Origin of the sequence: Streptomyces sp. NPDC020299, assembly GCF_044387825.1 — a bacterium.
Taxonomy (GTDB): Bacteria; Actinomycetota; Actinomycetes; order Streptomycetales; family Streptomycetaceae; genus Streptomyces.
Genome location: NZ_JBIRWL010000015.1, coordinates 75,005 through 99,357, shown reverse-complemented (window position 1 = coordinate 99,357; position 24,353 = coordinate 75,005). Strand labels below are relative to the sequence as shown.

Sequence of the window (24,353 nt, the reverse complement as noted above, 5' to 3'; positions counted from 1 at the left end):
GATCAGAACCGAGGTGTACGCCCATGGAGGCCCCGCCGGACAACGACGTGCTCTGGGCACGCTCCCTGCACTACGTGCACCCCGACGGCTCGCCGGCGCTGGCCGGTGTCTCGCTCGGTGTGCGGGTGGGCGAGATCCTCGCCGTCAGCGGACCGCGCGGCAGCGGCAAGACGACCCTGCTGCGCTGTCTGTCCGGCCTGGTGCCGGCGCAGCGCGGGGAGGTCTGGTTCAACAGTGCGCCCGTGCACACCATGGGCCCCGTGCGGCGCGAACGGCTGCGCCGGGACCGCTTCTGCTGGATCGACCCGGCACCGGCGCTGGTCCCCGAGCTGAGCGTGTGGGAGAACACCGCCCTCCCCCTGATGCTGCGCGGCACCAGCCGCCGCCGGGCCAAGGCGGCGGCCCTGGAGTGGCTGGAGCGCCTGGACGTGGGCGACAAGGCCCGCAAGCGCCCGCACGAGCTGGTGCAGGCCGAACGCCAGCGCGTCTCCATCGCCCGGGCGCTGGCCCCCGCGCCCACGGTCCTCTTCGCCGACGAGCCGACCGCCCCGCTGCACCGGGCCGACCGCGGGCACGTCCTGCGGACGCTGACCACCGCGGCCCGCTCGCACAGCATCACCGTGGTGCTGGCCACCCACGACGCGGAGACCGCGGCGCTCGCCGACCGCACGGTGACGCTGCTGGACGGCCGGCGCGTTCACACCGTGCACCTGCCCGAGGCCCCCGAGCCGGAAGGCCGGGCCGCGTGCTCGCTCTCCGCCTGACCCGCCTCGCGCATCCCGTGGTCCAGCTGCGCCGCCTCCTGGTGGCGACGGCGGCCGCGGGCACGGGCTTCCTCCTGCTCGGCACCTTCGGCTACGCGCTGGGCCACCCCGGCGCGCCCGCCGCCTCCCTTCTCCTGCGCCTGGCCTGGTGCGCGCTCCCGCTTGCGGCCACCGTCCACTTCGCGGTGGCCGTCGCCCGCACCGACCCCGGCACCCGCCCCCGGCCCGGCCTGTCCGCGCTGGGCCTGGGCCCGGCCCGCCTGATGACGATCTCCGCCCTGACGACCGCCCTGTCCTGCGCACTCGGCTCGACGGTGGCGCTCCTGCTCTTCCTCCACCTGCGCGGCGATCTGACGGGCATGCCCTTCGACGGCGCCGCCGCGCGGTTGTTCGCCGCCGGCCGGCCGCTGCCCGCTCCGGCCACCCTGACCCTGCTGGCCGTGGTCCCCGCCGCCGCCTCCGCCGCGGCCGCCCTGGTACTGCGCCCCCGGGACATCCGCCGCCCGAAGCCCGTCTCGCCCCGGTTCGGGGCACGCTTCCGGCTCGGTGAGCAAGCACCGGCCGAGGTGCCCGCCTCCGAGGCGGCGACCCCGGACGCCGACTGGACCGACGCCCTCACCGGCCCCCTCACCGACCCCCCGCCACCCCGCGAAGCACCCCGCGGTCTGCCCTGGGGCGTCGCCGTACTGGCCGCGGGCCTCGCCGTGGAGTCCTACACCGGCCCCGCCACCCCGGCTCCCCTCCGGGAAAGCCCCGCCGGGGTACTCGCCGGCTGGGCCCTGACCGCGGCCGGCCTGGTCCTCGCCGGGCCCGGCCTCACCCACCTCTGCGGCCTCCTGTTGCAGGCGGTCCGCCCGGGCGCTCTCAGACTGCTCGCCGGCCGCTTCCTGATGGCGGAGGCCACCCGTATCGGCCGCCCCCTCGGCATCGTCTGCGCGGTCGCCTCCGGCGCGTACGCGATGACGGCCCCGTACGACGCCGCCGCGCCGCCCGTCAGCCCGCTGACCGGCCTCGGCACCCTCCTGGTCGCCGGCTGCACACTGGCCACGCTTCTCACCGCGGCCGTGGAGGTCAAGCAGTCCCGCGCCGACACCACCGCCGCACTGGTCCGCCTGGGCGCCCGCGCCACGCTGCTGCGCGGTGCGGCGGCCCTGCGGGCGGGCACACTGCTCGCCGTCTTCGGCCCGCTCACCCTGGCGGTCGCGCATGTCGCGGCACTCCCGCTGGGCCGCTGAGAAGAATTCGCCGGCCGCCGATGAGATTCCAGGCGGCCACCGGTCTATCAGCCGTACCGACGTAACAACGCACCGCACCCCGACGGGAGACCGGCATGTACCAGCAGATGATCTTCGTGAACCTGCCCGTGAACGACCTGGACGCCTCGAAGAAGTTCTTCACGGAACTGGGCTACACGATCAACCCGCAGTTCAGCGACGAGAACGCGGCCTCCGTCGTGATCAGCGACACCATCGTGGCGATGCTCCTCACCAAGCCGTTCTACGCGACCTTCACCGACAAGAAGATCGCCGACGCGACCAGGACCAGCGAGGTGCTGGTGTGCCTGAGCGCCGAAAGCCGCGAGAAGGTCGACGACCTCCTGGAGAAGGCGATCGCGGCCGGCGGCACGGACACCGGCCGAACCCAGGACCACGGCTCCATATACGGCCGCGCCTTCGACGACCTCGACGGCCACACCTGGGAGATCGTGTGGATGGACCCGGCGGCGATCCAGGGCTGAGCGGCCTGTGGCGTCGATCGGACGGCAGGGGGTGACCTGCTGATGCGACGTTGGCAGAATTCCACGGATGCGTATGCGTGTGCGACCGCGTCTGATCAACCGTGACTTCACACTCTTATGGGCCGGGCAGCTCGTCTCCCAGCTGGGCGATTTCGTCTTCAGCACGACGCTGTCCCTGTGGGTGGGCACAGTTCTGCTCGCGGGGCGTTCCTACGCTCCCGCGGCGGTCTCGGCGCTGCTCGCGGTGGTGGCCGTGGGCACCCTGCTGGCGGGACCGGTCGCTGGGGTGTTCGTGGATCGGTGGGACCACCGGCGGACGATGCTCGGGGCGGACCTGGTGCGTGCGGCGCTGATCGGCGCGCTGACCCTGGTGGCGTTCCTGCCGGCAGGTACGTTGTCGCCGACGGCGTTGCTGGTGCTCGTCTACGGGACAGTCCTGCTGGCGACGTGCGCGGCGCAGTTCTTCAATCCCGCCCGGTTCGCGCTGCTCGGGGACGTGGTGGAGCCGCGCGAGCGGGGGCGGGCGGCGGGCATAGGCCAGGCCACGCAGGCGATCGCGACCATCGCTGGTCCGCCGCTGGCGGCGCCTCTGCTGCTGGCGGCGGGAATCCGCTGGGCGCTGCTGCTCAACGCCGTGTCCTTCGTGGCGTCGTTCGCCGCGGTGCGCGCCGTGCGGACCGGGTCGGCGGGGCGCGCGAAGGCGGTGCTGCCACAGGTGCCGGGGAGCGGACTCCGGGGTGTGCGCGAGGAGTTCACCGAGGGGCTGCGGCTGGTGCGGGGCAGCCGGGTGGTGACCGCGCTGATCGTGACGATATGCCTGGTCACCATCGGCACCTCGGCGCTCAACTCCCTGAACGTCTTCTTCGTGACCGAGAACCTCGGCGCCGCGTCCCGGTGGTTCGGCACGCTGGAGATGGCGCTCGGCTGCGGTCTGGTCCTGGGAGCAATGGGCGCGGGCCGCCTGGGCTCCCGCTACGGCTTCGCCCGGGTCTTCTCCCTGGGCCTGGTGCTCACCGGCCTCGGCCTGGTCCTCTATGCCCGTACGACGTCGCTGCCGCCGGCGCTGGCCGTGCTCGCCGTCGTCGGGCTGCCGGTGGCCGCGGTCAACACCGCACTGACTCCGGTGCTGCTCAAGGCGGTTCCGCAGAGCCACCTGGGCAGGGTCGTCGCCGTGATCGGACCGGCGCAGCAGATCGCGGCGCTGACCGGTGTGGCCGTCTCCGGCTGGCTGGCCAGTTCCGTTCTCCAGGGCCTGGACCTGACCGTCGCCGGACTGCACTTCGGCCGCATCGACTCAGTGTTCACGGCATCCGGCCTCATCGTCGTGGCCGGCGGCCTGTACGCGACGACCGCCCTGCGGGGCAGCGACGGCGCCGAGGAGGCCGACGGCCACGCGGAGACGTCCGCGGCCGCGGAAGACAGGTAGGAGCGAGCGGTCGGGGAACGCACGTCCTAGCATGGCCGCGTGCAGCCCACTTCCTTCCACGCTTCCCACGACCACGAGATAGAGTCCCTCGCCGAGTTCGACGAGGTGGTCGCCGAGCACGGCACGCTCGCCCGGTTCCGTGTCCAGGCCGTCGATCTGACGGCCCGTACAAGTGAGTTGCTCGCCCTGGACACCTCGGGCGCCGTCTTCCTCGGCTGCCCGATGGACCCCGAGGCCGCCGCCAAGGTGCGGGCCGCGGGGGCACTGGTGTTCCCGCCTGTGCCGGGGCTGCCCTTCGATCCGTATCGGGGGTTCGTCTACACGCCCGACGAGTTGTTCGAGTCGCTCGGCGAGGGATACGAGGCGACGCCGGACGCGCGGGCGTACGACTGGTTCCAGCGGACGAAGTCCGACGGGGACGTCTACTCGTCCATGCTGCGTGCGATCCACGACGACGCCGTCTCCGACGCGCTGGACGAACTCCTCGTCGGCGCACGGGTGGTGGGCGTCATGGGCGGCCATGCGATGGAGCGCGGCACTCAGGCGTACGCGGGTGCCGCCTGTCTGGGCCGCGAACTGGCGCGCGCCGGGCTCACGGTGGCCACCGGCGGCGGGCCGGGGGCCATGGAGGCGGCCAACCTCGGTGCGTACGCCGCCCCGTTCGAGGACGGGATGCTGAGCGAAGCGTTGGGACTCCTTGCCAAGGCGCCCTCGTTCCGGCCGTCCATAGCCGACTGGGCGCACGCCGCCTTCGAGGTGCGCGACCGCTGGCCGGGCGGTGGTGCGTCGGTGGGCATCCCGACCTGGTTCTACGGCCACGAGCCGCCCAACCCCTTCGCCGCGCACATCGCGAAGTACTTCGCCAACGCCACCCGCGAGGACGGCCTGCTGGCCCGCTCCACCGCGGGCGTGGTGTTCCTGCCGGGCGCCGCCGGGACCGTACAGGAGGTCTTCGACAACGCGACCCCGAACTACTACGAGTCACGGGGCGAGCCCACGCCGATGGTGCTCGTGGACCGGGCGCACTGGACGGAGCGGCTGCCGGTGTGGCCGCTGTTGCAGGCGCTCGCGCGGGGGCGGTCGATGGAGGCCCGAATCGCCCTTGTTGACCGGATCGAGGAGGCGCCCGAGGCATTGAAACGTATCGCTGGTTAATAAGATGGTAAAGTCAATGCACTTACTCCGCTTGTGCATTGACACTCCTTACGGAGCACTTATAGACCTGTGAGCCTCTTGGGGTTGATGATGCCTCACCTCTGCGTCATGTCATCTCCCCCTCAGCCCCCCGCAGTTATGCACTCTGTAAAGGACAAACGTGTCCCAAACTCGCAGCAACGCACGCCGTTCCGTGCGTGTCCTGGGTGTCGCCTCCGCTTCCGCCGCGCTGGCGCTCGGTGTCGCGGGCACCGCGCTCGCCTGCGAAATAGGTGACTTCTCCGCCGAGGCCACGTGCGACGGCGGCAAGGGCGTCATCGTCGTCACCGACAAGGACGCCGCAGGCACCCCGGCCATCATCACCGTGTTCCTGGAGAACAACGGTGCCGATGTGAAGCAGATAGGCAAGCCGCAGAACATCAAGGGGTCCAGCGCGGGCACCACGGTCACCTTCGCGGAGGACTGGAAGCCCAACGCGACGTACCGCGTCCACGTCAAGGCCGGCAAGAAGGTCGACGCGGACATCTCGCCCAACCTGACCACTCCCTCCACGGCCTGCCAGACCGAGGAGTCCGAGACCCCCTCGGCGCCCGCCACGGAGACCTCGAAGCCGTCGCAGTCCGCCTCGGCCTCCGCCTCGGCCTCGGCCCCCGCCGAGTCCGCGACCCCGTCCGCGTCCGCTTCGGCGTCGGCGTCGGAGGGCACCAGCACCGCCCCCGCGGGCACCTCGAACAACGAGCCGTCCCCGGCGGCCGGTGACTCGAACCTCGCCGAGACCGGTGCGAACTCCAACACCGGTCTGATCGCCGGCATCGCGGCCGCCCTGGTCGCCGTCGGCGGTGGCGCGGTGTTCTACGGCATGCGCCGTCGCGGGGCGGGCAGCGGTCGCTGACGCCTCACTCCTTGTGCACCACCGTGGCCCGTCCCCCCGACCGGGGGGCGGGCCACTGCCGTTCCCCGGAGGGCGGCTGCTCCTCGAGTACGACGATCTCGGCCGCGTCGAAATCCACGCCGACCTCCCCGCCGACCTCCGGCGCCTCCCTGAGCGCGCACGCCGCCTCCAGCCGCGGGGCGTCCTCGGGCTGGAGGAGGACCGCGACATGCGTGCCCTTGAACGTGCGGGCGGTCACCGTGCAGCGCAGCCCCTCACCGGCCGGGACGAGCCGGACACCGGCGGGCCGGACGAGCACCGTACGGGCGCCCTGGGGCGCTCCCGCGGGCACCGGCAGCTTGCCCCACGGCGTGTCCGCGGCCTCTCCGGCGACCGTCGCCCCGGCCACGTTGTCGAAGCCGAGGAAGCGGGCCACGAACTCGCCGGCCGGCCGCTGCCACACCTCCAGCGGGGTCCCGGACTGGGCGATCCGCCCGTCCCGCATCACCACCACCCGGTCGGCCAGCGCGAACGCCTCGCCCTGGTCGTGCGTCACGGCGAGCACGGTGGTCCCCAACCGGCCGAACAGCTCCCGCAGTTCCACCACCAGCCGCTCCCGCAGCGACCGGTCGAGCTGCCCGAGCGGCTCGTCCAGCATCAGCAGCCGGGGCCGGGGCGCGAGCGCCCGGGCCAGCGCCACCCGCTGCTGCTCACCGCCCGACAGCCCGGCGACCGCCCGGCGCGCGGCGCCCGGCAGGCCCACCAGGTCCAGCAACTCCCCCACCCGGGCCTCCTGCTGAGCCTTCGCCGCCCCCTGCATCCGCAGCCCGAAAGCCACGTTGCCGCCCACGTCCCGCTGCGGGAAGAGCTGGTGGTCCTGGAACATCAGCCCCACCCCGCGCCGGTGCGCGGGCACGCCCTTCTGATCGCGTCCGTCGAGCACCACCCGCCCGGAGTCCAGCGGTTGCAGCCCGGCCACCGCCCTCAGCAGCGTCGACTTGCCGCTGCCGCTCGGCCCGAGCACGCACACGATCTCGTGTTCGGCGACCGACAGGTCCACGGCGTCGAGCACCGCCCGCCCGCCGAAGCGCACGGTCGCGGCCGCAAGGCTCAGCAGCATCAGAACTCCCCCGTCCGGTCGGTGCGCAGCCGCTCCAGGACGAGCAGGGCCACCGCGCACACCACCATCAGAATCGTGGAAAGGGCCATCGCCTGCCCGTAGTTGAGATCGCCGGGCCGGCCGAGGAGGCGCGCCACCGCGACCGGCAGCGTCGGGTTGTCCGGCCGCGCGATGAACACGGTCGCCCCGAACTCCCCCAGCGACACCGCGAAGGCGAACCCGGCCGCGATCAGCAGCGCCCGCCGCACCATCGGCAGGTCGACCTCCCGCCACACCCGCCAGGGCGAGGCCCCGAGCACGGCCGCCGCCTCCCTCAGCCGCCCGTCCACGGCCCGCAGCACGGGCAGCATGGTCCGTACGACGAACGGCACGCCGACCAGCGCCTGCGCGAGCGGCACCAGGATCCAGGACTGCCGGAGGTCCAGCGGCGGCTTGTCGAGCGCGATCAGGAACCCGAAGCCGACGGTCACCGCGGACACGCCGAGCGGCAGCATCAGCAGCGCGTCGAAGCCGCGCACGATCCGGCCCGCGTCCCGGCGGGCGAGCGCGGCGGCGGCCAGACCGCCGACCAGCACCGCGATGCCGGTGGCGGCGACGGCGTACTGCAGGGAGTTGGAGATCGCGTTGATCGGCGCCACCAGGAACATGCCGCCGTCCTCGCTGGTCAGCGCCCGGTAGTAACCGAAGCCGGGCGCGTCCAGCGAGCGCCGCACCAGCACGGCGAGGGGCAGCACCAGCAGTACGGCGACAGTGGCGAGGACGCCGGCCAGCAGCGCCCACTGCCCCGCGCCGCGCGGCCGGCGGGCGGTCACGGAGGCGTCCACCAGCCGCAGCGCGGCCTCCCGGCGCCGTACCGTCCAGGCGTGCACGGCGAGGATCGCGCCGACCGCGGCGAACTGCACGATCGTCAGGACCGCGGCCGTGGAGAGGTCGAAGATCTCGGAGGTCTGCCGGTAGATCTCCACTTCGAGCGTGGAGAACGTGGGCCCGCCGAGGATCTGCACGACGCCGAAGGAGGTGAAGGTGAACAGGAAGACCATCAGCGCGGCGGCGGCCACGGCGGGCGCGAGCGCGGGGAGCGTGACCCTGCGCCAGGCGGTCAGCGGCGAGACGCCGAGCATCCGCGCGGCCTCCTCCTGACGCGGGTCGAGCTGCGCCCACAGCCCGCCGACCGTCCGTACGACGACCGCGTAGTTGAAGAAGACATGGGCGAGCAGGATCGCCCACACCGTGGTGTCCAGCCGTACGCCCCACAGCTCGTCGAGCAGCCCGCCGCGCCCGACCAGCGCGAGGAAGGCGGTGCCGACCACGACGGTCGGCAGCACGAACGGAACCGTGACGACGGCCCGCAGCACCTGCTTGCCGGGAAAGTCCAGGCGGGCGAAGGCGTAGGCGGCGGGCAGCGCGATCAGCAGGGTGAGCGCGGTGGAGGCCAGGGCCTGCCAGGTGGTGAACCACAGCACGTGCCGGATGTCCGGCTGGGTGACGACGTCCGCCATTCGCCCGAACTGCCAGACGCCGTCCACCTTCAGCCCGCGGGCCACGATCGCGGCCACGGGCCAGGCGAAGAACACCGCGAAGAACGCGACGGGCAGGGCCATGAGGCCGAGCCGCGCCGCGGTTCCCCGCCTGAGCGCGGCTACTTCAGTACGAGCGACGTCCATGACTTGACCCACTGGTCGCGGTTGGCGGCGATCTTGCCGGGGGCCATGGTCTCCGGGTCCTTGGCGGCCGGACCGTACTCGGTGAACTCCGCGGGCACCTTCGCGCCCTGGACCACCGGGTAGACGAACATGTTGAGTGGCATGTCCTCCTGGAACTCCTTCGAGACCAGGAAGTCGATGAACGCCTTGCCGCCCTTGGCGTTGCCCGCGTTGCTCAGCAGCCCCGCGAACTCGATCTGCCGGAAGCAGGTGCCGGTCGCCACACCGGTCGGAGCGGTGCTGGGCCGCTTCTTGGCGTAGATCACCTCGGCGGGCGGGGAGGAGGCGTACGACACGACGAGCGGCCGGTCGCCGCCGGCCTTCCTGCCCCCGGACGATCCGGAGAACTCCTGGTCGTAGGCCTGCTCCCAGCCGTCGACGACCTTGACGCCATTGGCCTTCAGCTTCTTCCAGTAGTCCTGCCAACCGCCGTCCCCGTACTTCGCGGCGCTGCCGAGCAGGAAGCCGAGACCGGGCGAGGAGGTGGCGGCGTTCTCGGTGACGAGGAGGTTCTTGTACTCGGGCTTGGCGAGGTCGGCGAAGGACTGCGGCGGGGTCAGCTTGTGCTTGCTGAAGTAGGCCTTGTCGTAGTTGACGCAGATGTCGCCGTAGTCGATGGGCGTGACCCGGTGCCTGCCCTTGTCGAGCTGGTAGGCGGCGCCGACGGTGCCCAGGCCCTTCGCCTCGTACGGCTGGAACAGGCCGTTGTCCAGGGCCCGGGACAGCAGGGTGTTGTCGACACCGAAGAAGACGTCGCCCTGCGGGTTGTCCTTGGTCAGGATGGCCTTGTTGACGGCCTGGCCGGCGTCGCCGTCCTTCAGGACCCTGAGCTTGTACCCGGACTGCTTCTCGAAGTCCTTCTGCACGCTCTTCGACACGGCCCACGAGTCGTGGCTGACGAGGGTGACGGTCTTGGAGTCCGCCGATCCCTTGGCGCCGGACGACCCGCACCCTGCCAGAGCGGGCAGCGCGAGCAGACCGAGCCCGGCGGCAGCGGCCACGAACGTCTTGTTGTGCACTGGATTCCTCCTGGGGTTCCAGGAAGAACGCGGCCCCGCCCGGGACACACCCGGGCGGGGCACAACAGCTTGAGTGATGACCGAACTTCCTACCCAGAATGACCTGGGCGAGGTTCAGAGGGTCTGCGGCCCGATCGCCGCACTCTCAGCGCTGTGGCGCTCCCCTGTCGGAATATGAAGATGTGTTGATGCGGCCAGATTACCGCTCGGTGGCGGCGAGCTGACCACAGGCTCCGTCGATCTCCTGCCCACGGGTGTCCCGGATGGTGACGGGCACACCATGGGCGGCGATGGCCTCCACGAACGCCTTCTCGTCCTCCGGCCGCGAGGCGGTCCACTTGGACCCCGGCGTCGGGTTCAGCGGAATCAGATTGACGTGCACGGGCTTGCCCTTGAGCAGCCGCCCGAGCCGGTCACCGCGCCAGGCCTGGTCGTTGATGTCGCGGATCAGCGCGTACTCGATGGACAGCCGGCGCCCGGACTTCTCGACGTAGTCGAACCCGGCGTCGAGCACCTCGCGCACCTTCCAGCGCGTGTTCACGGGTACGAGGGTGTCGCGCAGCTCGTCGTCGGGCGCGTGCAGCGAGATCGCGAGGCGGCACTTGAAACCCTCGTCGGCGAACCGGTGGATCGCCGGGACGAGCCCGACGGTGGAGACGGTGATGCCGCGCTGCGACAGCCCGAGCCCGTCCGGCTCGGGATCGGTGAGCGCCCGGATGGCACCCACCACGCGCTTGTAGTTGGCGAGCGGCTCGCCCATCCCCATGAAGACGATGTTGGACAGCCGCGCCGGTCCGCCGGGCACCTCTCCGTCCCTGAGCGCCCGCATCCCGTCCACGATCTGATGGACGATCTCGGCGGTGGACAGATTCCGGTCGAGCCCCGCCTGTCCGGTCGCGCAGAACGGGCAGTTCATCCCGCAGCCCGCCTGCGAGCTGATGCACATGGTGACCCGGTCCGGGTACCGCATCAGCACCGACTCGACGAGCGTCCCGTCGAACAGCCGCCACAGCGTCTTGCGGGTGGTCCCCTGGTCGGTCGACAGATGCCGCACCACCGTCATCAGCTCCGGCAGCAGCGCCTCCCGCAGCTTGGCGCGCGAACCGGCGGGGATGTCGGTCCACTGCTCCGGGTCGTGCGCGTACCGCGCGAAGTAGTGCTGCGAGAGCTGCTTGGCACGAAACGGCTTCTCCCCGACCTCGGCCACCGCCTCCTTGCGCTCGGCAGGCGTGAGATCAGCGAGATGCCGCGGCGGCTTCTGGGCTCCGCGGGGGGCGACGAAAGTGAGTTCTCCGGGCTTAGGCATGGCCATACCAGTGTCGCAGATCGACAGGGGTGGCCCGGGACGGGTGGCGGGGCGGTCAGGGACGGCCTGGCCCCAGGGTGTCGCGGAGTTCGGCTATGTCGCGTTCGAGGTCTCGGTACTGGTCGCTGACCTTGCGGTCCTGGGTGGGGATGACCCGGCCCTCGTCCAGGGCGGTGAGCCGGTCACCGAGGGCGGCCAGGGCTGCCTGTCGGCCGAACCAGCCTGGGGTGCCCTGGGTCGCGTCCAGTTCCTTCTGGGCCGCGCGGAAGGCGGCGTGGACTCGCTCGCGCAGGGGGAGCAGGTCCTGGCGGAGGCGTTGGGTCTTCTCCCGCAGTTCCAGCATCGACTCGATGAGGCCGGCGAACGACTCCCCGATCTCCGCCATGCCCTGGGCGTGCGCCACGAGTTCCTCGAGGGCCGGCATGATCTCGTCGAGGTCGTTCTCGTCCTTGCCGACGAGCAGCGCCCGTGTGTCGGCGTACTCCTCGGACATCCGGTCTATGTCCCCGAGGATCCGCGTGGCCACGGCGGTCTGCTGCCGGATGGCGTCGACGGGCGTCCCGTCGCGGTGCCCGAGCAGTGCGGCGATCTCCGCGAGCTCCTGCGCCAGCTGCTCCCGCATCTCCAGCAGTGCCTGGTGCGTCTCGTCGGCGGAGTCGATCGTGGACCTCAGGCTCCCGGCGAGCGCCTCGACCGCCTCGGCCGCCTCCTGCTCTCGCCTGGCACGCCTACGTCCCCACATACGAGCCACCCCTCCCGGACACAAATCACGCTGAAGTGATCATATGTTCGGAAGGGGTGGTTCCGGGATTCTCGGACGCAATCGCCGGTACGGACGGTACGGAAGCGGCGGTCAGCCGGACCCTACGAAGATCACCAGCAGAAGCCATACGACTGGGGCCGTCGGCAGCAGCGAGTCCAAGCGGTCCATGATGCCGCCGTGGCCGGGGAGCAGCGTGCCCATGTCCTTGATGCCCAGGTCGCGCTTGATCATGGACTCGCCGAGGTCGCCGAGGGTGGCGCTGGCCGCGACCGCGAGGCCCAGCAGGAGGCCCTGCCACCAGGCGCCGTCGTCGATCAGGAACTGCATGCACAGCGCGCCCGCGACCATGGCGAACAGCACCGCTCCGAGCAGGCCCTCGCGGGTCTTGCCGGGGCTGATGCGCGGAGCGAGCTTGTGCTTGCCGAAGCGCCAGCCGACGGCGTACGCGCCGGTGTCGCTGACCACCGTCAGGAGGAGGAAGGTCAGCACGCGCCACGGGCCGTCGTCGGCCGTGAGCATCATCGCGACGAACGTGGCCAGGAACGGGACGTAGAAGGCCGCGAAGACGCCCGCCGTGACGTCCTTGAGGTAGCCCTCCGGTGGTTCGGTCATCCGCCAGACCAGTGCCGCCAGCGCGGTCAGCGCCATCGCCACCCAGGCGCCCTCGGCACCCCGGACGTACCCGGCGACGACCATCGCCGCACCGCCGACCGCCAGCGGGACCAGGGGCGCCTTGATGCCCTTGCGCTCCTGCAGCCGGCTGGTCAGCTCCCACAGGCCCACGACGACGGCGACCGCCACGACGCCGACGAACACGGCCTTGACGATGAACAGGGACGCGACGATCACCACGCCGAGCCCGACGCCCACCCCTATGGCCGAGCTCAGGTCCCGGCCCGCACTCTTCTTCTGCGGCGCGGGGGCCGGCTGCGGGGCGTCGGACATGGGCTCCGGATTCTGCGGCGCCGCCGGGTCGGGCGACGTTCGCGGCATGTCATACGGACCGTAGGGCTGGGCCTGCGGTGGCGCGTCGCGGAACAAGGGGCCGCTCAGCCGAGCAGCCCCCCGGTCGTCGTCCTGGTCTCCGCCATGAAGGCCGTGAGGGCCATGAGCGGGTACGTCGGCCACGGCCGGCATGGGGCGGGTCTGCTGCACGTCATGTGCATCGTACGCGGGGCCCGCCGGGGCAGCCCCCCGGACCGGGCCCTGGTCGGTGGGCCCCCAGTACCCGGCCTGCGACCCGGCTTGTGGCGGAGCGCCCCAGGAAGAGTCGTTCATCAGACCTCGAGCAGTTCCGCTTCCTTGTGCTTGAGGAGCTCGTCCACCTGGGCCACGTACTTCGCGGTGGTGTCGTCGAGTTCCTTCTCCGCACGGCGGCCCTCGTCCTCGCCGACCTCGCCGTCCTTGATCAGCTTGTCGATGGCGTCCTTGGCCTTGCGGCGCACCGAGCGGATCGACACCCGGGCATCCTCCGCCTTGCCCTTGGCGACCTTGATGTAGTCGCGGCGGCGCTCCTCGGTGAGCTCGGGGAACACCACGCGGATGATGTTGCCGTCGTTGCTCGGGTTGACGCCCAGGTCGGAGTCGCGGATCGCCTGTTCGATGTTGCGCAGCGCGCTCTTGTCGAACGGGGTCACGACGGCCATGCGCGGCTCCGGCACGGAGAACGAAGCCAGCTGGTTGATCGGCGTCAGCGCGCCGTAGTAGTCGGCCACGATCTTGTTGAACATGGCGGGGTGCGCACGGCCGGTGCGGATCGCGGCGAAGTCCTCCTTGGCGACCACGACGGCCTTCTCCATCTTCTCCTCGGCCTCGAGGAGGGTCTCTTCGATCACCACTTGCTCCTGCGTGTCTTGAGTAGGCCCGGCTGCGGTTCCTTGGCGGTGGCGGCGGCCGGCTGCGTCGCGTCTTGTTCCTGCACGGTTCCCGACCGGCAGGACATTGTCCATCCCCCGGCCAGGTCCCGGGGTGGTCCGGTCAGGCCCGGCTGCCCTGATCACCCACGAGCGTGCCGATCTTCTCACCCTTGACGGCCCGTGCGATATTCCCCTCGGCCAGAAGCTCGAACACGAGGATCGGCAGCTTGTTGTCACGGCAGAGGGTGATCGCCGTGGCGTCGGCGACCTTGAGGTCGCGGGTGATGACCTCGCCGTACCCGAGGGCGTCGAACTTGACGGCGTCGGGGTTGGTCTTGGGGTCGGAGTCGTAGACCCCGTCCACGCCGTTCTTGCCCATGAGCAGCGCCTCGGCGTCGATCTCCAGGGCGCGCTGGGCGGCGGTGGTGTCGGTGGAGAAGTACGGCATGCCCATACCGGCGCCGAAGATGACCACGCGGCCCTTCTCCAGGTGGCGCACGGCGCGCAGCGGGATGTACGGCTCGGCGACCTGGCCCATGGTGATGGCGGTCTGGACCCGGCTGTCGATGCCCTCCTTCTCCAGGAAGTCCTGGAGGGCGAGGCAGTTCATCACGGTGCCGAGCATGCCCATGTAGTCGGAGCGGGCGCGGTCCATGCCGCGCTGCTGGAGTTCGGCGCCGCGGAAGAAGTTGCCGCCGCCGATGACGACCGCGACCTCGGCGCCGTCGCGCACGACGGCCGCGATCTCGCGGGCGATCTTGTGCACCACGTCGGGGTCGACGCCCAGGCCCCCGCCACCGGAGAAGGCCTCTCCGGACAGCTTCAGCAGAAACCGGCCGCGTACTTTGCCGTCGTCGCTCTTCTGGGCCTTGGTGGTCATGGGGATCCCGCCTCTGTTACGTGGTGCACATACGAAGAAGGCCACTGCCGGTTGGGGTCGCTTTTCGCTCCCATGCGCGGCAATGGCCTCCTCGTCAGATCTGCTGCCGTCCGCCACATGCCTGGGTGTGGCGGTGTGCGCGGACGACTGCTGTCGACCCTATCGAGATTTCCCCGAGGATTTCTCCGTGGGTCGCTCGACGATCGCGGTACGGACTCAGATGCCGACCTTGATGCGCGCGAAGCGCTTCAGGGTGACACCGGCCTCGTCCAGAATCTTCTGGACGGACTTCTTGTTGTCCAGCGCATACGGCTGACCGAGCAGCGTGGCGTCCTTGAAGAAGCCGTTCAGGCGACCCTCGACGATCTTGGCGATCGCGGCCTCGGGCTTGCCCTCGGCGCGGGTGGTCTCCTCGGCGATGCGGCGCTCGGACTCGACGACGTCGGCCGGCACGTCCTCCTTGGAGAGGTACTTCGGCGCGAAGGCGGCGATGTGCTGGGCGATGCCCTTGGCGACCTCGGCGTTGGGCTTGTCGAGCTCGACGAGCACACCGATCTGCGGGGGCAGGTCGGGCATCGTGCGGTGCATGTAGGCGGTGACGTAACCGTCGGAGAACTGCGCGAAGCGGTCCAGGACGATCTTCTCGCCGAGGTTGGCGTTGGCCTCGTCCACGAACGCCTGGACGGTCTTGCCGGCCTCGATCTCGGAGGCGAGCAGGGCCTCGAGGTCGGCCGGGGAGGCCTTGGCGACGTGCTCGGCGATCGCCGTGGCGGCGGCCTGGAACTTGTCACCCTTGGCGACGAAGTCCGTCTCGCACTTCAGCTCGACCAGGACGCCGGAGGAGTTGTCGTCGGCGATGATGGAGACCACGGCGCCGTTCTCGGCGGAGCGGCCCTCGCGCTTGGCGACGCCCTTCTGGCCCTTGATACGGAGCGCCTCGACGGCCTTCTCGACGTTGCCCTCGGCCTCGTCCAGCGCCTTCTTGCAGTCCATCATGCCGGCGCCGGTGAGCTCACGGAGCTTCTTGACGTCGGCGGCGGTGTAGTTCGCCATGAGTCTGTGAGTCTTTCTCGAAGTCTTGGGAGATCGGAGATGAGCAGGGTCTGCGGGTCCACATGTAGCCGTGGATCGCGGACACCGTGCCGACCAACGGGTGAACAGCGGGGGCGGACTTTCACCGCGCCGGAGGCGCTGTCGGATGCAGTACCGCCCCCGCCGTCAACACGGTTGTCAGGCCTGCTCGCCCTCGGCGGCCGGGGCCTCGGCGGCGGGAGCCTCGGCAGCGGGGGCCTCAGCGGCCGGGGCCTCGGCAGCAGCCGGAGCCTCAGCGGCGGGGGCCTCGGCAGCAGCCGGAGCCTCAGCGGCGGCCGGGGCCTCCTCGGCCTTCTTCTCACCCTCGAGCAGGTCGCGCTCCCACTCGGCGAGCGGCTCGCCCGCGGCCTTCTCACCCTTGTCACCGGTGGCGACGCGAGAGCGGGAGATGAGGCCCTCGGCGACGGCGTCGGCGATCACACGGGTGAGCAGGGTGACGGAGCGGATCGCGTCGTCGTTGCCCGGGATCTTGTAGTCGACCTCGTCGGGGTCGCAGTTGGTGTCGAGGATCGCGACGACCGGGATGTTCAGCTTCCGGGCCTCACCAACGGCGATGTGCTCCTTCTTGGTGTCCACGATCCAGACGGCGCTGGGCACCTTCTGCATCTCGCGGATACCACCGAGGGTCTTCTCCAGCTTGGCCTTCTCGCGCGAGAGCACGAGAAGCTCCTTCTTGGTCAGACCGGACGCGGCGACGTCCTCGAAGTCGATCTGCTCGAGCTCCTTGAGGCGCTGCAGCCGCTTGTAGACGGTGGAGAAGTTGGTGAGCATGCCGCCCAGCCAGCGCTGGTTGACGAAGGGCATGCCGACGCGGGTGGCCTGCTCGGCGATGGCCTCCTGCGCCTGCTTCTTCGTACCGACGAACATGACCGTGCCGCCGTGGGCGACGGTCTCCTTGACGAACTCGTAGGCGCGGTCGATGTACGACAGCGACTGGAGCAGGTCGATGATGTAGATGCCGTTGCGCTCGGTGAAGATGAAGCGCTTCATCTTCGGGTTCCAACGACGGGTCTGGTGACCGAAGTGGACGCCGCTCTCCAGCAGCTCCCGCATCGTGACGACGGCCATGGCCGTATCTCCTTGAATTTCTCGGTTGTGCCGCGGATGCCGGACGGCTCCCGCGCCTGACGCCCACGACGCGCCGTTGCCACATGAGGACCGAGGGGCGCTGATACGAACGGACCGTCGCCGGCCGCGCCTCGTATCGGGGCGTGCGAAGTCGACCCGGTGACCCGGATCGCCACAAGAATTGTACGGGACCGGCGAGGCGCCGGGTGACGCCGCTGTCCACAACCGGTGAGTTGTCCACACGTCCCGGCCATGAACGGCGGGGTGCGGGACGGTTTGCCGCATGCGAGCGAAACGATGTGCGGGTGTGCGGCTGCTCCTCGCGGCTGCCCTGACGGTGACCGTCCTGACCCCCCTGGCCTGGGCCGACGCCCCGGCTCCCCCTGCTCCCCGGGCCCCGCAGGCACCCGTGCCGGCGGTCGGCCGCGCCTGGCCGGTGGGCACCCGTCCGGTGGTGGTGCGTGGCTGGGAACCTCCGGCGACGGTGTACGGCCGCGGCCACCGGGGCGTGGACCTGGCGGCCGGCGCCGCCGTTCCGGTACGGGCGGTGGCGGCGGGCCGGGTGTCCTTCGCGGGCAGGGTGGCGGGCAGGGGCGTGGTGTCCGTGGAGCTGGCGGGCACCGACCTGCGCACCACGTACGAGCCGGTGACGCCCTCGGTGAACAAGGGTGACGAGGTGGCGGCCGGCGAGGTGGTGGGCAGCACGGAGAAGGCGACGGGCGGTCACTGCGCGGGCGGCTGCCTGCACTGGGGCCTGCTCAGAGGCGACACCTACCTGGACCCGCTGTCCCTGCTCCCCCCGTGGCTGCTGCGCAGGGGCCCGTCGAGACTGCTGCCGGTACTGGGCGTACCGCTGCCGGCGTAGCCGCGGCGGGCCCTGCCCGCCCCCACGGCACCCAGCGCCGACGTCAGCCCCGCACACCCCGCAGCGCCATCCCCACCGCGGCGTCCGTGATCGCCTCGGGATCCTCCGCCGCGCCGAGCTCGATCCGCCGCACCGCCGCGTCCACGACGCCCTGGAGCAGCATCGCCGCCAGCCGGGGCTGGGCATGTCCCAGCTCGCCGAGCGCCTCGACGATCATCGCGACGAGCCCGCCGTGCGCCGCCCGGATCTTCTCCCGGGCCCCCGCGTCCAGCTCGCTCGCCGAGATCGCCACGACGGCCCGGTGCCGCCGGTCGCCCACCAGGGCCAGCTGCCGGCGCACATACGCCTCGACCTTGCCCTCGGGTGTCTCCGCCCGTTCCATCGCCGCCGACACCTCGGCCGCCCACACCGGGAAGTCGACCGCGCACAGCTCCTCGACAACGGCGGCCCGCGACCGGAAGTACTCGTACACGGAGGACCGCGCCAGCCCCGTCCGCTCGGCGAGGGCCGGGAAGGTCAGTGCCTCCGTCCCGCCCTCGGACAGCAGGGACCGTGCCGCGTCCAGCAGGGCGGCTCGCTGCATCGACCGGTGCTCGGCCACGGAGGCCGCTCGAATCCTTGGCACGCCGACCACTGTACAAACGCGCCGCTCGGTCAGCGCCCGAAGCTCGCCAGCTTCGCCCGCAGCTGCAGTACCGACTTGGTGTGGATCTGGCTGACCCGGCTCTCGGTGACCCCGAGCACATTGCCGATCTCGGCGAGCGTGAGCCCCTCGTAGTAGTACAGCGTGACCACGGTCTTCTCCCGCTCGGGCAGCGTGTTGATCGCCCGCGCCAGGAACCGTCTGAGCTCCCGGTCCTCGGCCACCTCCACCGGATTGTCGGCGTCGGTGTCCTCCAGCGTGTCCATCAGGGTGAGCCGCTCGCCGCCCTCGCCCCCGGCGTGCAGCATCTCCTCCAGCGCCACCACGTTGGCCAGCGACAACTGGCTGAAGACCGCATGGAGTTCGTCCACCTCGATACCCAGCTCGGCGGCCACCTCCGGCTCGGTGGGGGTACGTCTGAGCCGTGCCTCCAGCGTGGCGTAGGCCCGCTCGACGTTCCGCGCCTTCTGCCGCACCGACCGGGGGATCCAGTCCAGCGCGCGCAGCTCGTCGATCATGGCGCCGCGGATCCGGGTGATCGCGTACGTCTCGAACTTGATCTCCCGGTCGATGTCGAACTTCTCGATCGCGTCGATGAGCCCGAACACCCCCGAGGACACGAAGTCGGCCTGCTCCACATTGGGCGGCAGACCCACGCTCACCCGCCCCGCCACGTATTTCACCAGCGGCGAGTAGTGCAGGATCAGCTGCTCCCGCAGCCGCTCGTCCCCCGTCGCCTTGTAGGACCGCCACAGCTCGTCGAGTGTCGAGGGAGCGGGCGGCCGCACGCTGCCACCGTCGCGGGCGGCTGGGGGGACCGCCGCCCGGTCGGACCCGGAGGTGTGCTGGGGCATTCGTCGCCTTGTGTCGTTCTGCCGTGAAGTGCCGTGAAGTGCTGTTACGGAGTGGAGTGGGCGGAGGAGGGACTGACTGGGTGAGGTGCCGGTCTGGTGTGGAGTTGCAGTGGTCTGCGCCGAGGTCTTCGTGAGCGTAGCGTGACTGACGTGTCGCGGTGCGCGAACAGCGAGCCTCAACCCCTGCGGGGACACCCGCGGCGGTGCCTCCCGGCATGCCGCGTACGTCGCTCTGGGTGACCGAAGAGGTGTGCCAACTCCGAGAAAACCCAAGGGTGTCGGGGGTTCCCCCGGACGGGCGAACACTCTCGGTCAACACCGGGTGGGACCGTCCTCGCCCGGGAACATCGCCTGGCGTGTCAACTTCCAGCCATCGCCGTGTCGTTCGACGTAACCAAGTGCTCGGAGTTCGTACAGCCGGGCGATCGCCTCGTCCCGCGTGGTCTGCGCGCCGCACGCGATCTCCCCGGGCGGGGCCGGCCGGTGTGCGGGCAGGGCGGCGAGGACCCGCCGGGCACCGGGCTCCAGCAGGTCGCGCGGGAGGACCGGGCCGCGCCGCGCCGGAGCCAGCTCGCCGATGTCCCCCACCAGCTCGACGACCTCCGCCGCGTCGGTGACGAGTGCCGCCTCCCCGCGTAGCAGCTCGTGCACCCCCGCCGAGAGGGCGCTGGTGACGGGCCCGGGCACGCCCATGGTGAGCCGCCCCAGCCGCTGTGCCGCCCGCGCCGTGACCAGGGCGCCGCTGCGGTAGGCGGCCTCCACGACCACGGTGCCCCTGGTCAGCGCCGCGATCACCCGGTTGCGCAGGATGAACCGGCTCGGGGTCGGGTGATCGCCGGGCGGCAACTCGCCGATCACGAGGCCCTGTTCCGCGATCCTGCTGATCAGCTGGGTATGTCCGCGCGGGTAGGGCCGGTCGACGCCGCAGGCCAGGACGGCGACGGTGGCACCGCCCGCGCCGAGCGCGCCCCGGTGGGCGGCACCGTCGACGCCGTAGGCGCCGCCGGAGACCACCACCCAGCCGCGCTCGGCGAGCCCGGCGGAGAGCGTGGCCGCCGCATGGGCGCCGTACTCGGTGCAGGCCCGGGCGCCCACGACGGCGACCGATCTGAGCGCCCACATCCGCAAGGAGGCCGGGCCACGCACCCACAGCCCCAGGGGCCGGGCGTCCCCGAGGTCGTCGAGCTGGGCCGGCCACTCGGCGTCCCCGGGGCACACGAACCGCACCCCGGCCGCCCGCGCGACCTCCAGGTCCCGCTCGGGTCCGGCCCGCCCGGCGCGGGCCCGCAGCCCCGCCCAGCGGGCGCCGCTCGCCCCCGGCAGCGGCTCGCCGCCCTCCCGTAGCCGCCGGGCGACCTCCCGCACCCCGTGCTCCCGCACCCAGCGACCGCCCATCTCGTCGCCGGGTTCGAGGACCCGGGTGAGGAAGACCCGGCAGAGCCGTGCGCCGTACGGATCGTCCGGCGGGGTCACGCCGGCGCCCCGATGGCCATCGGCACTCCCCGGGGAACGCCGGTGCGCAGCTGCAGGGCCAGGGCGACGTCCGTGGCGTCGGGCCGGTCATGGCCGACGAGATCCGCCACCGTCCAGGCGACCCGCAGCACCCGGTCGATCCCGCGGGCGGTCAGCACGCCCCGCTCCAGGCTCCGTTCCGCCTCGTCCATCGCACCGCTCGCGGCCTGCCAGCGGCTGCGCAGTTCCCTGCCCGGGACCTCGCTGTTGGCCCGCCACGGGGTTCCGGCCAGGCGTGCGGCGGCCCGTTCCCTGGCCGCCCGGACCCGGTCGGCGACCGTGGCCGTGGACTCGCCGCGCGCGCCGGGCCCGGTGAGCTCGGCCCGGGTGACGGGGTCGACCTCGACCCGCAGGTCGACCCGGTCGAGCAGGGGTCCGGAGAGCCGGGCCTGGTAGCGGCGGATCGCCGAGGGCGGGCATTCGCACAGCGTGTCGCGCTGCGAGAAGCGTCCGCAGGGGCACGGGTTGGCCGCGAGCACCATCAGGAACCTCGCCGGGAACCGCACCACGCCCGCGCTGCGCGCGATCACGACGTGCCCGGACTCGAGGGGCTGCCGCAGCGCGTCGAGGGTGTGGCTGTGGAACTCCGGCGCCTCGTCCAGGAAGAGCACTCCCCGGTGGGCGAGCGAGACGGCGCCGGGCCTGGCGATGCCCGGGCCGCCGCCGACGAGGGACTGCATGGTGGCCGAGTGGTGCGGGGCGCAGTAGGGGGCGACGTCGATGAGGGGTTTGCCCGGCGGCAGGAGCCCGGCCACCGAGTGCACGGCCGTCACCTCAAGCGAGTCCTGCCGGCCGAGCAGGGGCAGGACGGCGGGCAGCCGCTCGGCGAGCATGGTCTTGCCCGCGCCGGGCGGCCCTTCGAGGAACAGGTGGTGCCCGCCGGCCGCGGCCACCTCCACCGCCGTGCGGGCCGAGGTCTGGCCGACGACGTCGGCGAGGTCGTGGTCGAGCTCGTGCCGGCCGGCGCCGATGCTGTGCATGCCGGTGGCCGCTCCCGTGCCGGGCACGCGCAGACCGGCCAGGAGCGGGTCGGGGCGTCCCAGGTCCTGCGGTTCCTCCTCGGGTACGGGTTCCTCCGCCAGGACGGCGATCAGCTGCCGCAGGCTGCGGATGCCGAGCACCGAGACACCGGGCACCAGGGCGGCCTCGGCGGCGGCGCACTCCGGGACGACCATCTGCTCGTACCCGGCGTCGGCCGCGGCCAGCACGGCGGGCAGGATGCCCCGGACCGGGCGGACGCGGCCGTCCAGTCCCAGTTCCCCGATCATCACGATGTCGGCGAGGACCCGGGGGTCGATCCGCTCGGCGGCGCCGAGCACCGCGCAGGCGACGGCCAGGTCGAAGCCGCTGCCCGCCTTGGGCACCGAGGCCGGGCTGAGGCCGACCGTGAGTTTCTTCTGCGGCCATTCGCCGCCCGAGTTCACGACCGCGGCCCGCACCCGGTCCCGACTCTCCGTCAGGCTCTTGTCGGGCAGGCCCACCAGGGTGAACGCCGCGACGCCCGGTTCCAGGTCGGCCTGGACCTCGACCACGACTCCCTCGACACCCACCAGCGCCACGGAGCACGTACGTGCGAATCCCATGTCAGGCCACCCCCCGGACGTGCTCGACCAAGGGTGCGCCGCGGTCGGGGAGCAGCACGCCGACGAGGTCGATGCGGACGCCTCCCGGTGGGGCGCCTCCGTGTTCCTGCGTCCAGCGCTCCGCCAGTCCGCGCAGGCGCTCCGCCTTGGCCGGCGTGACCGCGGCCATGGGGTGTTCGAAGCGGCCCGCCCGGCGGGTCTTGACCTCGCAGACCACCAGGACGTCGCCGTCCCGGGCCACGATGTCGATCTCACCCGTCCTGCCGCAGCGCCAGTTGCGCCACAGGACGGTCATCCCGGCCTCGCCCAGCCGCCGCGCGGCCAGGTCCTCGCCGTACTTGCCCAGCGCACTGCGTTGTGCGTTGCATGCCTTCATCCCGGCACCACCTCCGGCGCCAACGATGAGGGCAGAGCAGCGAGCTATTGGATCTTGGTGGACAAGCCCGCGGCTGTGGACAACTCCGTCACCCGCCCGGGAGCTCCAGGTCGCTCTTGTTCAGCTCCTCGATGTTCACGTCCTTGAACGTGAGCACGCGGACCTGCTTCACGAAGCGGGCCGGCCGGTACATGTCCCAGACCCAGGCGTCCGCCATGGAAACTTCGAAGAAGACCTCACCCTGGACCGAGTGCACCTGCATCTCGTAGTCGTTGGTGAGATAGAAGCGCCGTTCGGTCTCGATCACATATTTGAACAGACCGACGACATCGCGGTACTCCCGGTAGAGCTTGAGCTCCATCTCGGTCTCGTACTTCTCGAGGTCCTCGGCGCTCATGGCATGTTCCCCTTCAGCCGTGCGATCCCACCATTGTGCGCCAGTCCCGCGGGCCCCTAGACGATTTCCGGGTCAAGGGTCACGGGCCTGGCCGGGGGACCCTCGTCGAGCAGCCTGCCAAGGAGCTCGGCGAGTCTGGTCGGATACACCGTCTCATGTGCCCGGGTCAGTTCCCGGCACGTCCACCAGCGTGCTCCCGCGACGCTGCGCCGCTCCAGTTCGGTGAGGGCCGTCGCACGGATCGCGGTCTGGGTCGTACGGGCGAGGTAGTACCACTCGTCCTGGTCCCAGCGGCGGCCCGCGAACGGGAAGGAGCACATGCGCCGCCACAGCACCGGGCCGAGTTCGACCTCGGTGATGCCGGTCTCCTCGGCGAGTTCCCTGAGCGCGGCCTCTTCGCGCGTCTCCTCGCCCTCCAGTCCGCCGCCGGGGGTGAACCACCAGTCGTCGGCCGGGTCGTCCGGCTCGTGACCGTGCAACAGCAGGATGCGGTCGTCGGGGTCGAGCAGGACCACCCGGGCGACTTTGCGCAGCCCGCCCTCGCGGAAGTCCCCGCCCGGCTGCGCGGTCTCAGCCGGCACCGACGGGCTCCGTACGGGCCCGCGAGCGGCCGCCGAGCCGCTTGGCGATGGGGCCGTAGGCTCCGCCGCCCAGGATGAGCACGGCGCCACCGGCGATCAGCAGGCCGATCGTGCGCAGCGGACCGGGCTGGGAGAGGGCACCGAGGGCCTTGAAGCCGGTGGGGCGCTTGAGCATGCCGTTCATGGGCCAGACGACGGCGTCGACACGGGCGGAGACGGCGCTGCGGGCGACCGTGCCGCTGGCGGCGTCGGTGAGGTGGGCGCTGGAGTCCAGGGAGTTCTGGCGATCGTCGCCGAGCAGGAAGAGCCGGCCCTCGGGCACGGTCACCGTCGGGATCTTCTTGGTCTCGGCCAGGCTGCCCTTGGGCAGGTACGGCTCGTCGATCTGCTTGCCGTTGACGGTCAGCTTGCCGTCGGTGCAGCAGGCGACGGTGTCACCGCCGACCGCGACGACGCGCTTGACCACGTTCGCGTTCGTCACCCAGCTCTTGTCACGGAAGATCACGACGTCGCCGCGGCGCACCTCACCGCCGTCGACGCGCTGGGCGAGCACCCGGTCACCGGCGACGATCGTCGGCGACATCGAACTGGTGGGCACCGTGTACGGCCGGTAGACCACCGCCGCCCAGGCGAAGCCTCCGAGGAACAACACCAGGCCCAGTGCCACGGCCACTCCGGACAGCCGCTGTCCCAGCCGGCTGCCCACCTGTGCCGCTGCTGTGCTCCCGCCGCTGCGCGGGACCGTACGCGTCGTGCTCTCGCCACCCATGGACCCGCACCC

General features: G+C 71.5%; 24 protein-coding genes, 1 pseudogene and 1 riboswitch. Of the genes and pseudogenes, 7 read left to right on the top strand and 18 right to left on the bottom strand.

All coding sequences use genetic code 11. The features are described from left to right. The first annotated feature begins 23 nt into the window (after window positions 1–23). The 6 genes from ACH45E_RS32680 to ACH45E_RS32655 all read left to right on the top strand — a co-directional run bounded on the left by ACH45E_RS32680 (window position 24) and on the right by ACH45E_RS32655 (window position 5,975). Window positions 24–764, top strand: a complete 741-nt coding sequence (locus ACH45E_RS32680) for an ATP-binding cassette domain-containing protein (RefSeq protein ID WP_361447188.1) — start codon at window positions 24–26, stop codon at window positions 762–764. Next, window positions 746–1,999, top strand: coding sequence for a hypothetical protein (locus tag ACH45E_RS32675; protein WP_361447190.1), 1,254 nt, complete (start codon window positions 746–748; stop codon window positions 1,997–1,999). The genes ACH45E_RS32680 and ACH45E_RS32675 overlap by 19 nt, the downstream gene beginning before the upstream one ends. A gap of 95 nt (window positions 2,000–2,094) precedes the next feature. Further along, window positions 2,095–2,502: a VOC family protein gene (locus tag ACH45E_RS32670; RefSeq protein ID WP_361447192.1), complete on the top strand. Its 408-nt coding sequence runs from the start codon at window positions 2,095–2,097 to the stop codon at window positions 2,500–2,502. 67 nt (window positions 2,503–2,569) lie between these two features. Beyond that, window positions 2,570–3,928, top strand: coding sequence for an MFS transporter (locus ACH45E_RS32665; protein ID WP_361447194.1), 1,359 nt, complete (start codon window positions 2,570–2,572; stop codon window positions 3,926–3,928). A gap of 39 nt (window positions 3,929–3,967) precedes the next feature. Next, a complete protein-coding gene (locus ACH45E_RS32660; protein WP_361447196.1) occupies window positions 3,968–5,083 on the top strand; it encodes a Rossmann fold nucleotide-binding protein in 1,116 nt (371 codons plus the stop codon). 160 nt (window positions 5,084–5,243) lie between these two features. Further along, window positions 5,244–5,975, top strand: coding sequence for an LAETG motif-containing sortase-dependent surface protein (locus ACH45E_RS32655; RefSeq protein WP_361447198.1), 732 nt, complete (start codon window positions 5,244–5,246; stop codon window positions 5,973–5,975). 85 nt (window positions 5,976–6,060) lie between these two features. Here the strand turns inward: ACH45E_RS32655 and ACH45E_RS32650 are convergent. From ACH45E_RS32650 to rpsB, 10 genes and pseudogenes are all read right to left on the bottom strand, one after another. Next, window positions 6,061–7,074 (bottom strand): annotated as a pseudogene (locus ACH45E_RS32650) (ABC transporter ATP-binding protein); the annotation flags it as partial. After that, window positions 7,074–8,675, bottom strand: coding sequence for an iron ABC transporter permease (locus tag ACH45E_RS32645; protein WP_361447340.1), 1,602 nt, complete (start codon window positions 8,673–8,675; stop codon window positions 7,074–7,076). The gene ACH45E_RS32645 and the pseudogene ACH45E_RS32650, both read right to left, overlap by 1 nt. Window positions 8,676–8,713: 38 nt before the next feature. Continuing rightward, complete coding sequence (locus ACH45E_RS32640; protein WP_361447200.1) at window positions 8,714–9,796, bottom strand: thiamine ABC transporter substrate-binding protein; 1,083 nt, start codon at window positions 9,794–9,796, stop codon at window positions 8,714–8,716. A gap of 68 nt (window positions 9,797–9,864) precedes the next feature. Further along, a riboswitch (TPP riboswitch) is annotated at window positions 9,865–9,972 on the bottom strand. A gap of 23 nt (window positions 9,973–9,995) precedes the next feature. Then, the gene (rlmN, locus tag ACH45E_RS32635; protein WP_361447202.1) at window positions 9,996–11,102 is read right to left on the bottom strand and encodes a 23S rRNA (adenine(2503)-C(2))-methyltransferase RlmN; all 1,107 of its coding nucleotides are present in this window, start codon (window positions 11,100–11,102) and stop codon (window positions 9,996–9,998) included. Between the two features lie 55 nt (window positions 11,103–11,157). Then, the gene (locus tag ACH45E_RS32630; RefSeq protein ID WP_361447204.1) at window positions 11,158–11,844 is read right to left on the bottom strand and encodes a hypothetical protein; all 687 of its coding nucleotides are present in this window, start codon (window positions 11,842–11,844) and stop codon (window positions 11,158–11,160) included. A 111-nt stretch (window positions 11,845–11,955) separates the two neighbouring features. Continuing rightward, entirely contained in the window at window positions 11,956–13,143 is a 1,188-nt protein-coding gene (locus ACH45E_RS32625) for a phosphatidate cytidylyltransferase (RefSeq protein WP_361447206.1), read from the bottom strand. Further along, window positions 13,143–13,700: a ribosome recycling factor gene (gene frr / locus ACH45E_RS32620; RefSeq protein WP_307622679.1), complete on the bottom strand. Its 558-nt coding sequence runs from the start codon at window positions 13,698–13,700 to the stop codon at window positions 13,143–13,145. The genes ACH45E_RS32625 and frr overlap by 1 nt, the downstream gene beginning before the upstream one ends. Window positions 13,701–13,842: 142 nt before the next feature. Beyond that, entirely contained in the window at window positions 13,843–14,601 is a 759-nt protein-coding gene (pyrH, locus tag ACH45E_RS32615; protein ID WP_116146707.1) for a UMP kinase, read from the bottom strand. 216 nt (window positions 14,602–14,817) lie between these two features. After that, window positions 14,818–15,654 (bottom strand): translation elongation factor Ts, encoded by an 837-nt coding sequence (gene tsf, locus ACH45E_RS32610; RefSeq protein ID WP_361447208.1) that lies wholly within the window; start codon window positions 15,652–15,654, stop codon window positions 14,818–14,820. 177 nt (window positions 15,655–15,831) lie between these two features. Further along, window positions 15,832–16,761, bottom strand: a complete 930-nt coding sequence (gene rpsB / locus ACH45E_RS32605; protein WP_361447210.1) for a 30S ribosomal protein S2 — start codon at window positions 16,759–16,761, stop codon at window positions 15,832–15,834. Between the two features lie 283 nt (window positions 16,762–17,044). Between rpsB and ACH45E_RS32600 the strand changes: the two genes are divergently transcribed. Then, on the top strand, window positions 17,045–17,626 hold the full coding sequence (locus tag ACH45E_RS32600) for a peptidoglycan DD-metalloendopeptidase family protein (RefSeq protein ID WP_361447212.1): 582 nt from the start codon (window positions 17,045–17,047) through the stop codon (window positions 17,624–17,626). 43 nt (window positions 17,627–17,669) lie between these two features. Here ACH45E_RS32600 and ACH45E_RS32595 read toward each other — a convergent pair whose 3' ends face one another. The 8 genes from ACH45E_RS32595 to lepB all read right to left on the bottom strand — a co-directional run bounded on the left by ACH45E_RS32595 (window position 17,670) and on the right by lepB (window position 24,341). Beyond that, entirely contained in the window at window positions 17,670–18,227 is a 558-nt protein-coding gene (locus ACH45E_RS32595; RefSeq protein ID WP_361447342.1) for a helix-turn-helix domain-containing protein, read from the bottom strand. Between the two features lie 53 nt (window positions 18,228–18,280). Then, a complete protein-coding gene (whiG, locus tag ACH45E_RS32590) occupies window positions 18,281–19,123 on the bottom strand; it encodes an RNA polymerase sigma factor WhiG (RefSeq protein WP_361447214.1) in 843 nt (280 codons plus the stop codon). 312 nt (window positions 19,124–19,435) lie between these two features. After that, complete coding sequence (gene dprA / locus ACH45E_RS32585) at window positions 19,436–20,596, bottom strand: DNA-processing protein DprA (protein WP_361447216.1); 1,161 nt, start codon at window positions 20,594–20,596, stop codon at window positions 19,436–19,438. Continuing rightward, entirely contained in the window at window positions 20,593–22,218 is a 1,626-nt protein-coding gene (locus ACH45E_RS32580) for a YifB family Mg chelatase-like AAA ATPase (RefSeq protein ID WP_361447217.1), read from the bottom strand. The genes dprA and ACH45E_RS32580 overlap by 4 nt, the downstream gene beginning before the upstream one ends. A gap of 1 nt (window position 22,219) precedes the next feature. Next, window positions 22,220–22,594, bottom strand: coding sequence for a YraN family protein (locus ACH45E_RS32575; RefSeq protein ID WP_361447219.1), 375 nt, complete (start codon window positions 22,592–22,594; stop codon window positions 22,220–22,222). An 88-nt stretch (window positions 22,595–22,682) separates the two neighbouring features. Further along, the gene (locus ACH45E_RS32570) at window positions 22,683–22,991 is read right to left on the bottom strand and encodes a DUF2469 domain-containing protein (protein ID WP_003965949.1); all 309 of its coding nucleotides are present in this window, start codon (window positions 22,989–22,991) and stop codon (window positions 22,683–22,685) included. A 56-nt stretch (window positions 22,992–23,047) separates the two neighbouring features. Continuing rightward, a complete protein-coding gene (locus ACH45E_RS32565) occupies window positions 23,048–23,572 on the bottom strand; it encodes an NUDIX hydrolase (protein ID WP_361447221.1) in 525 nt (174 codons plus the stop codon). Next, window positions 23,562–24,341, bottom strand: coding sequence for a signal peptidase I (lepB, locus tag ACH45E_RS32560; protein WP_361447223.1), 780 nt, complete (start codon window positions 24,339–24,341; stop codon window positions 23,562–23,564). Before lepB ends, ACH45E_RS32565 begins: the two co-directional genes overlap by 11 nt. Between the last annotated feature and the right edge of the window lie 12 nt (window positions 24,342–24,353).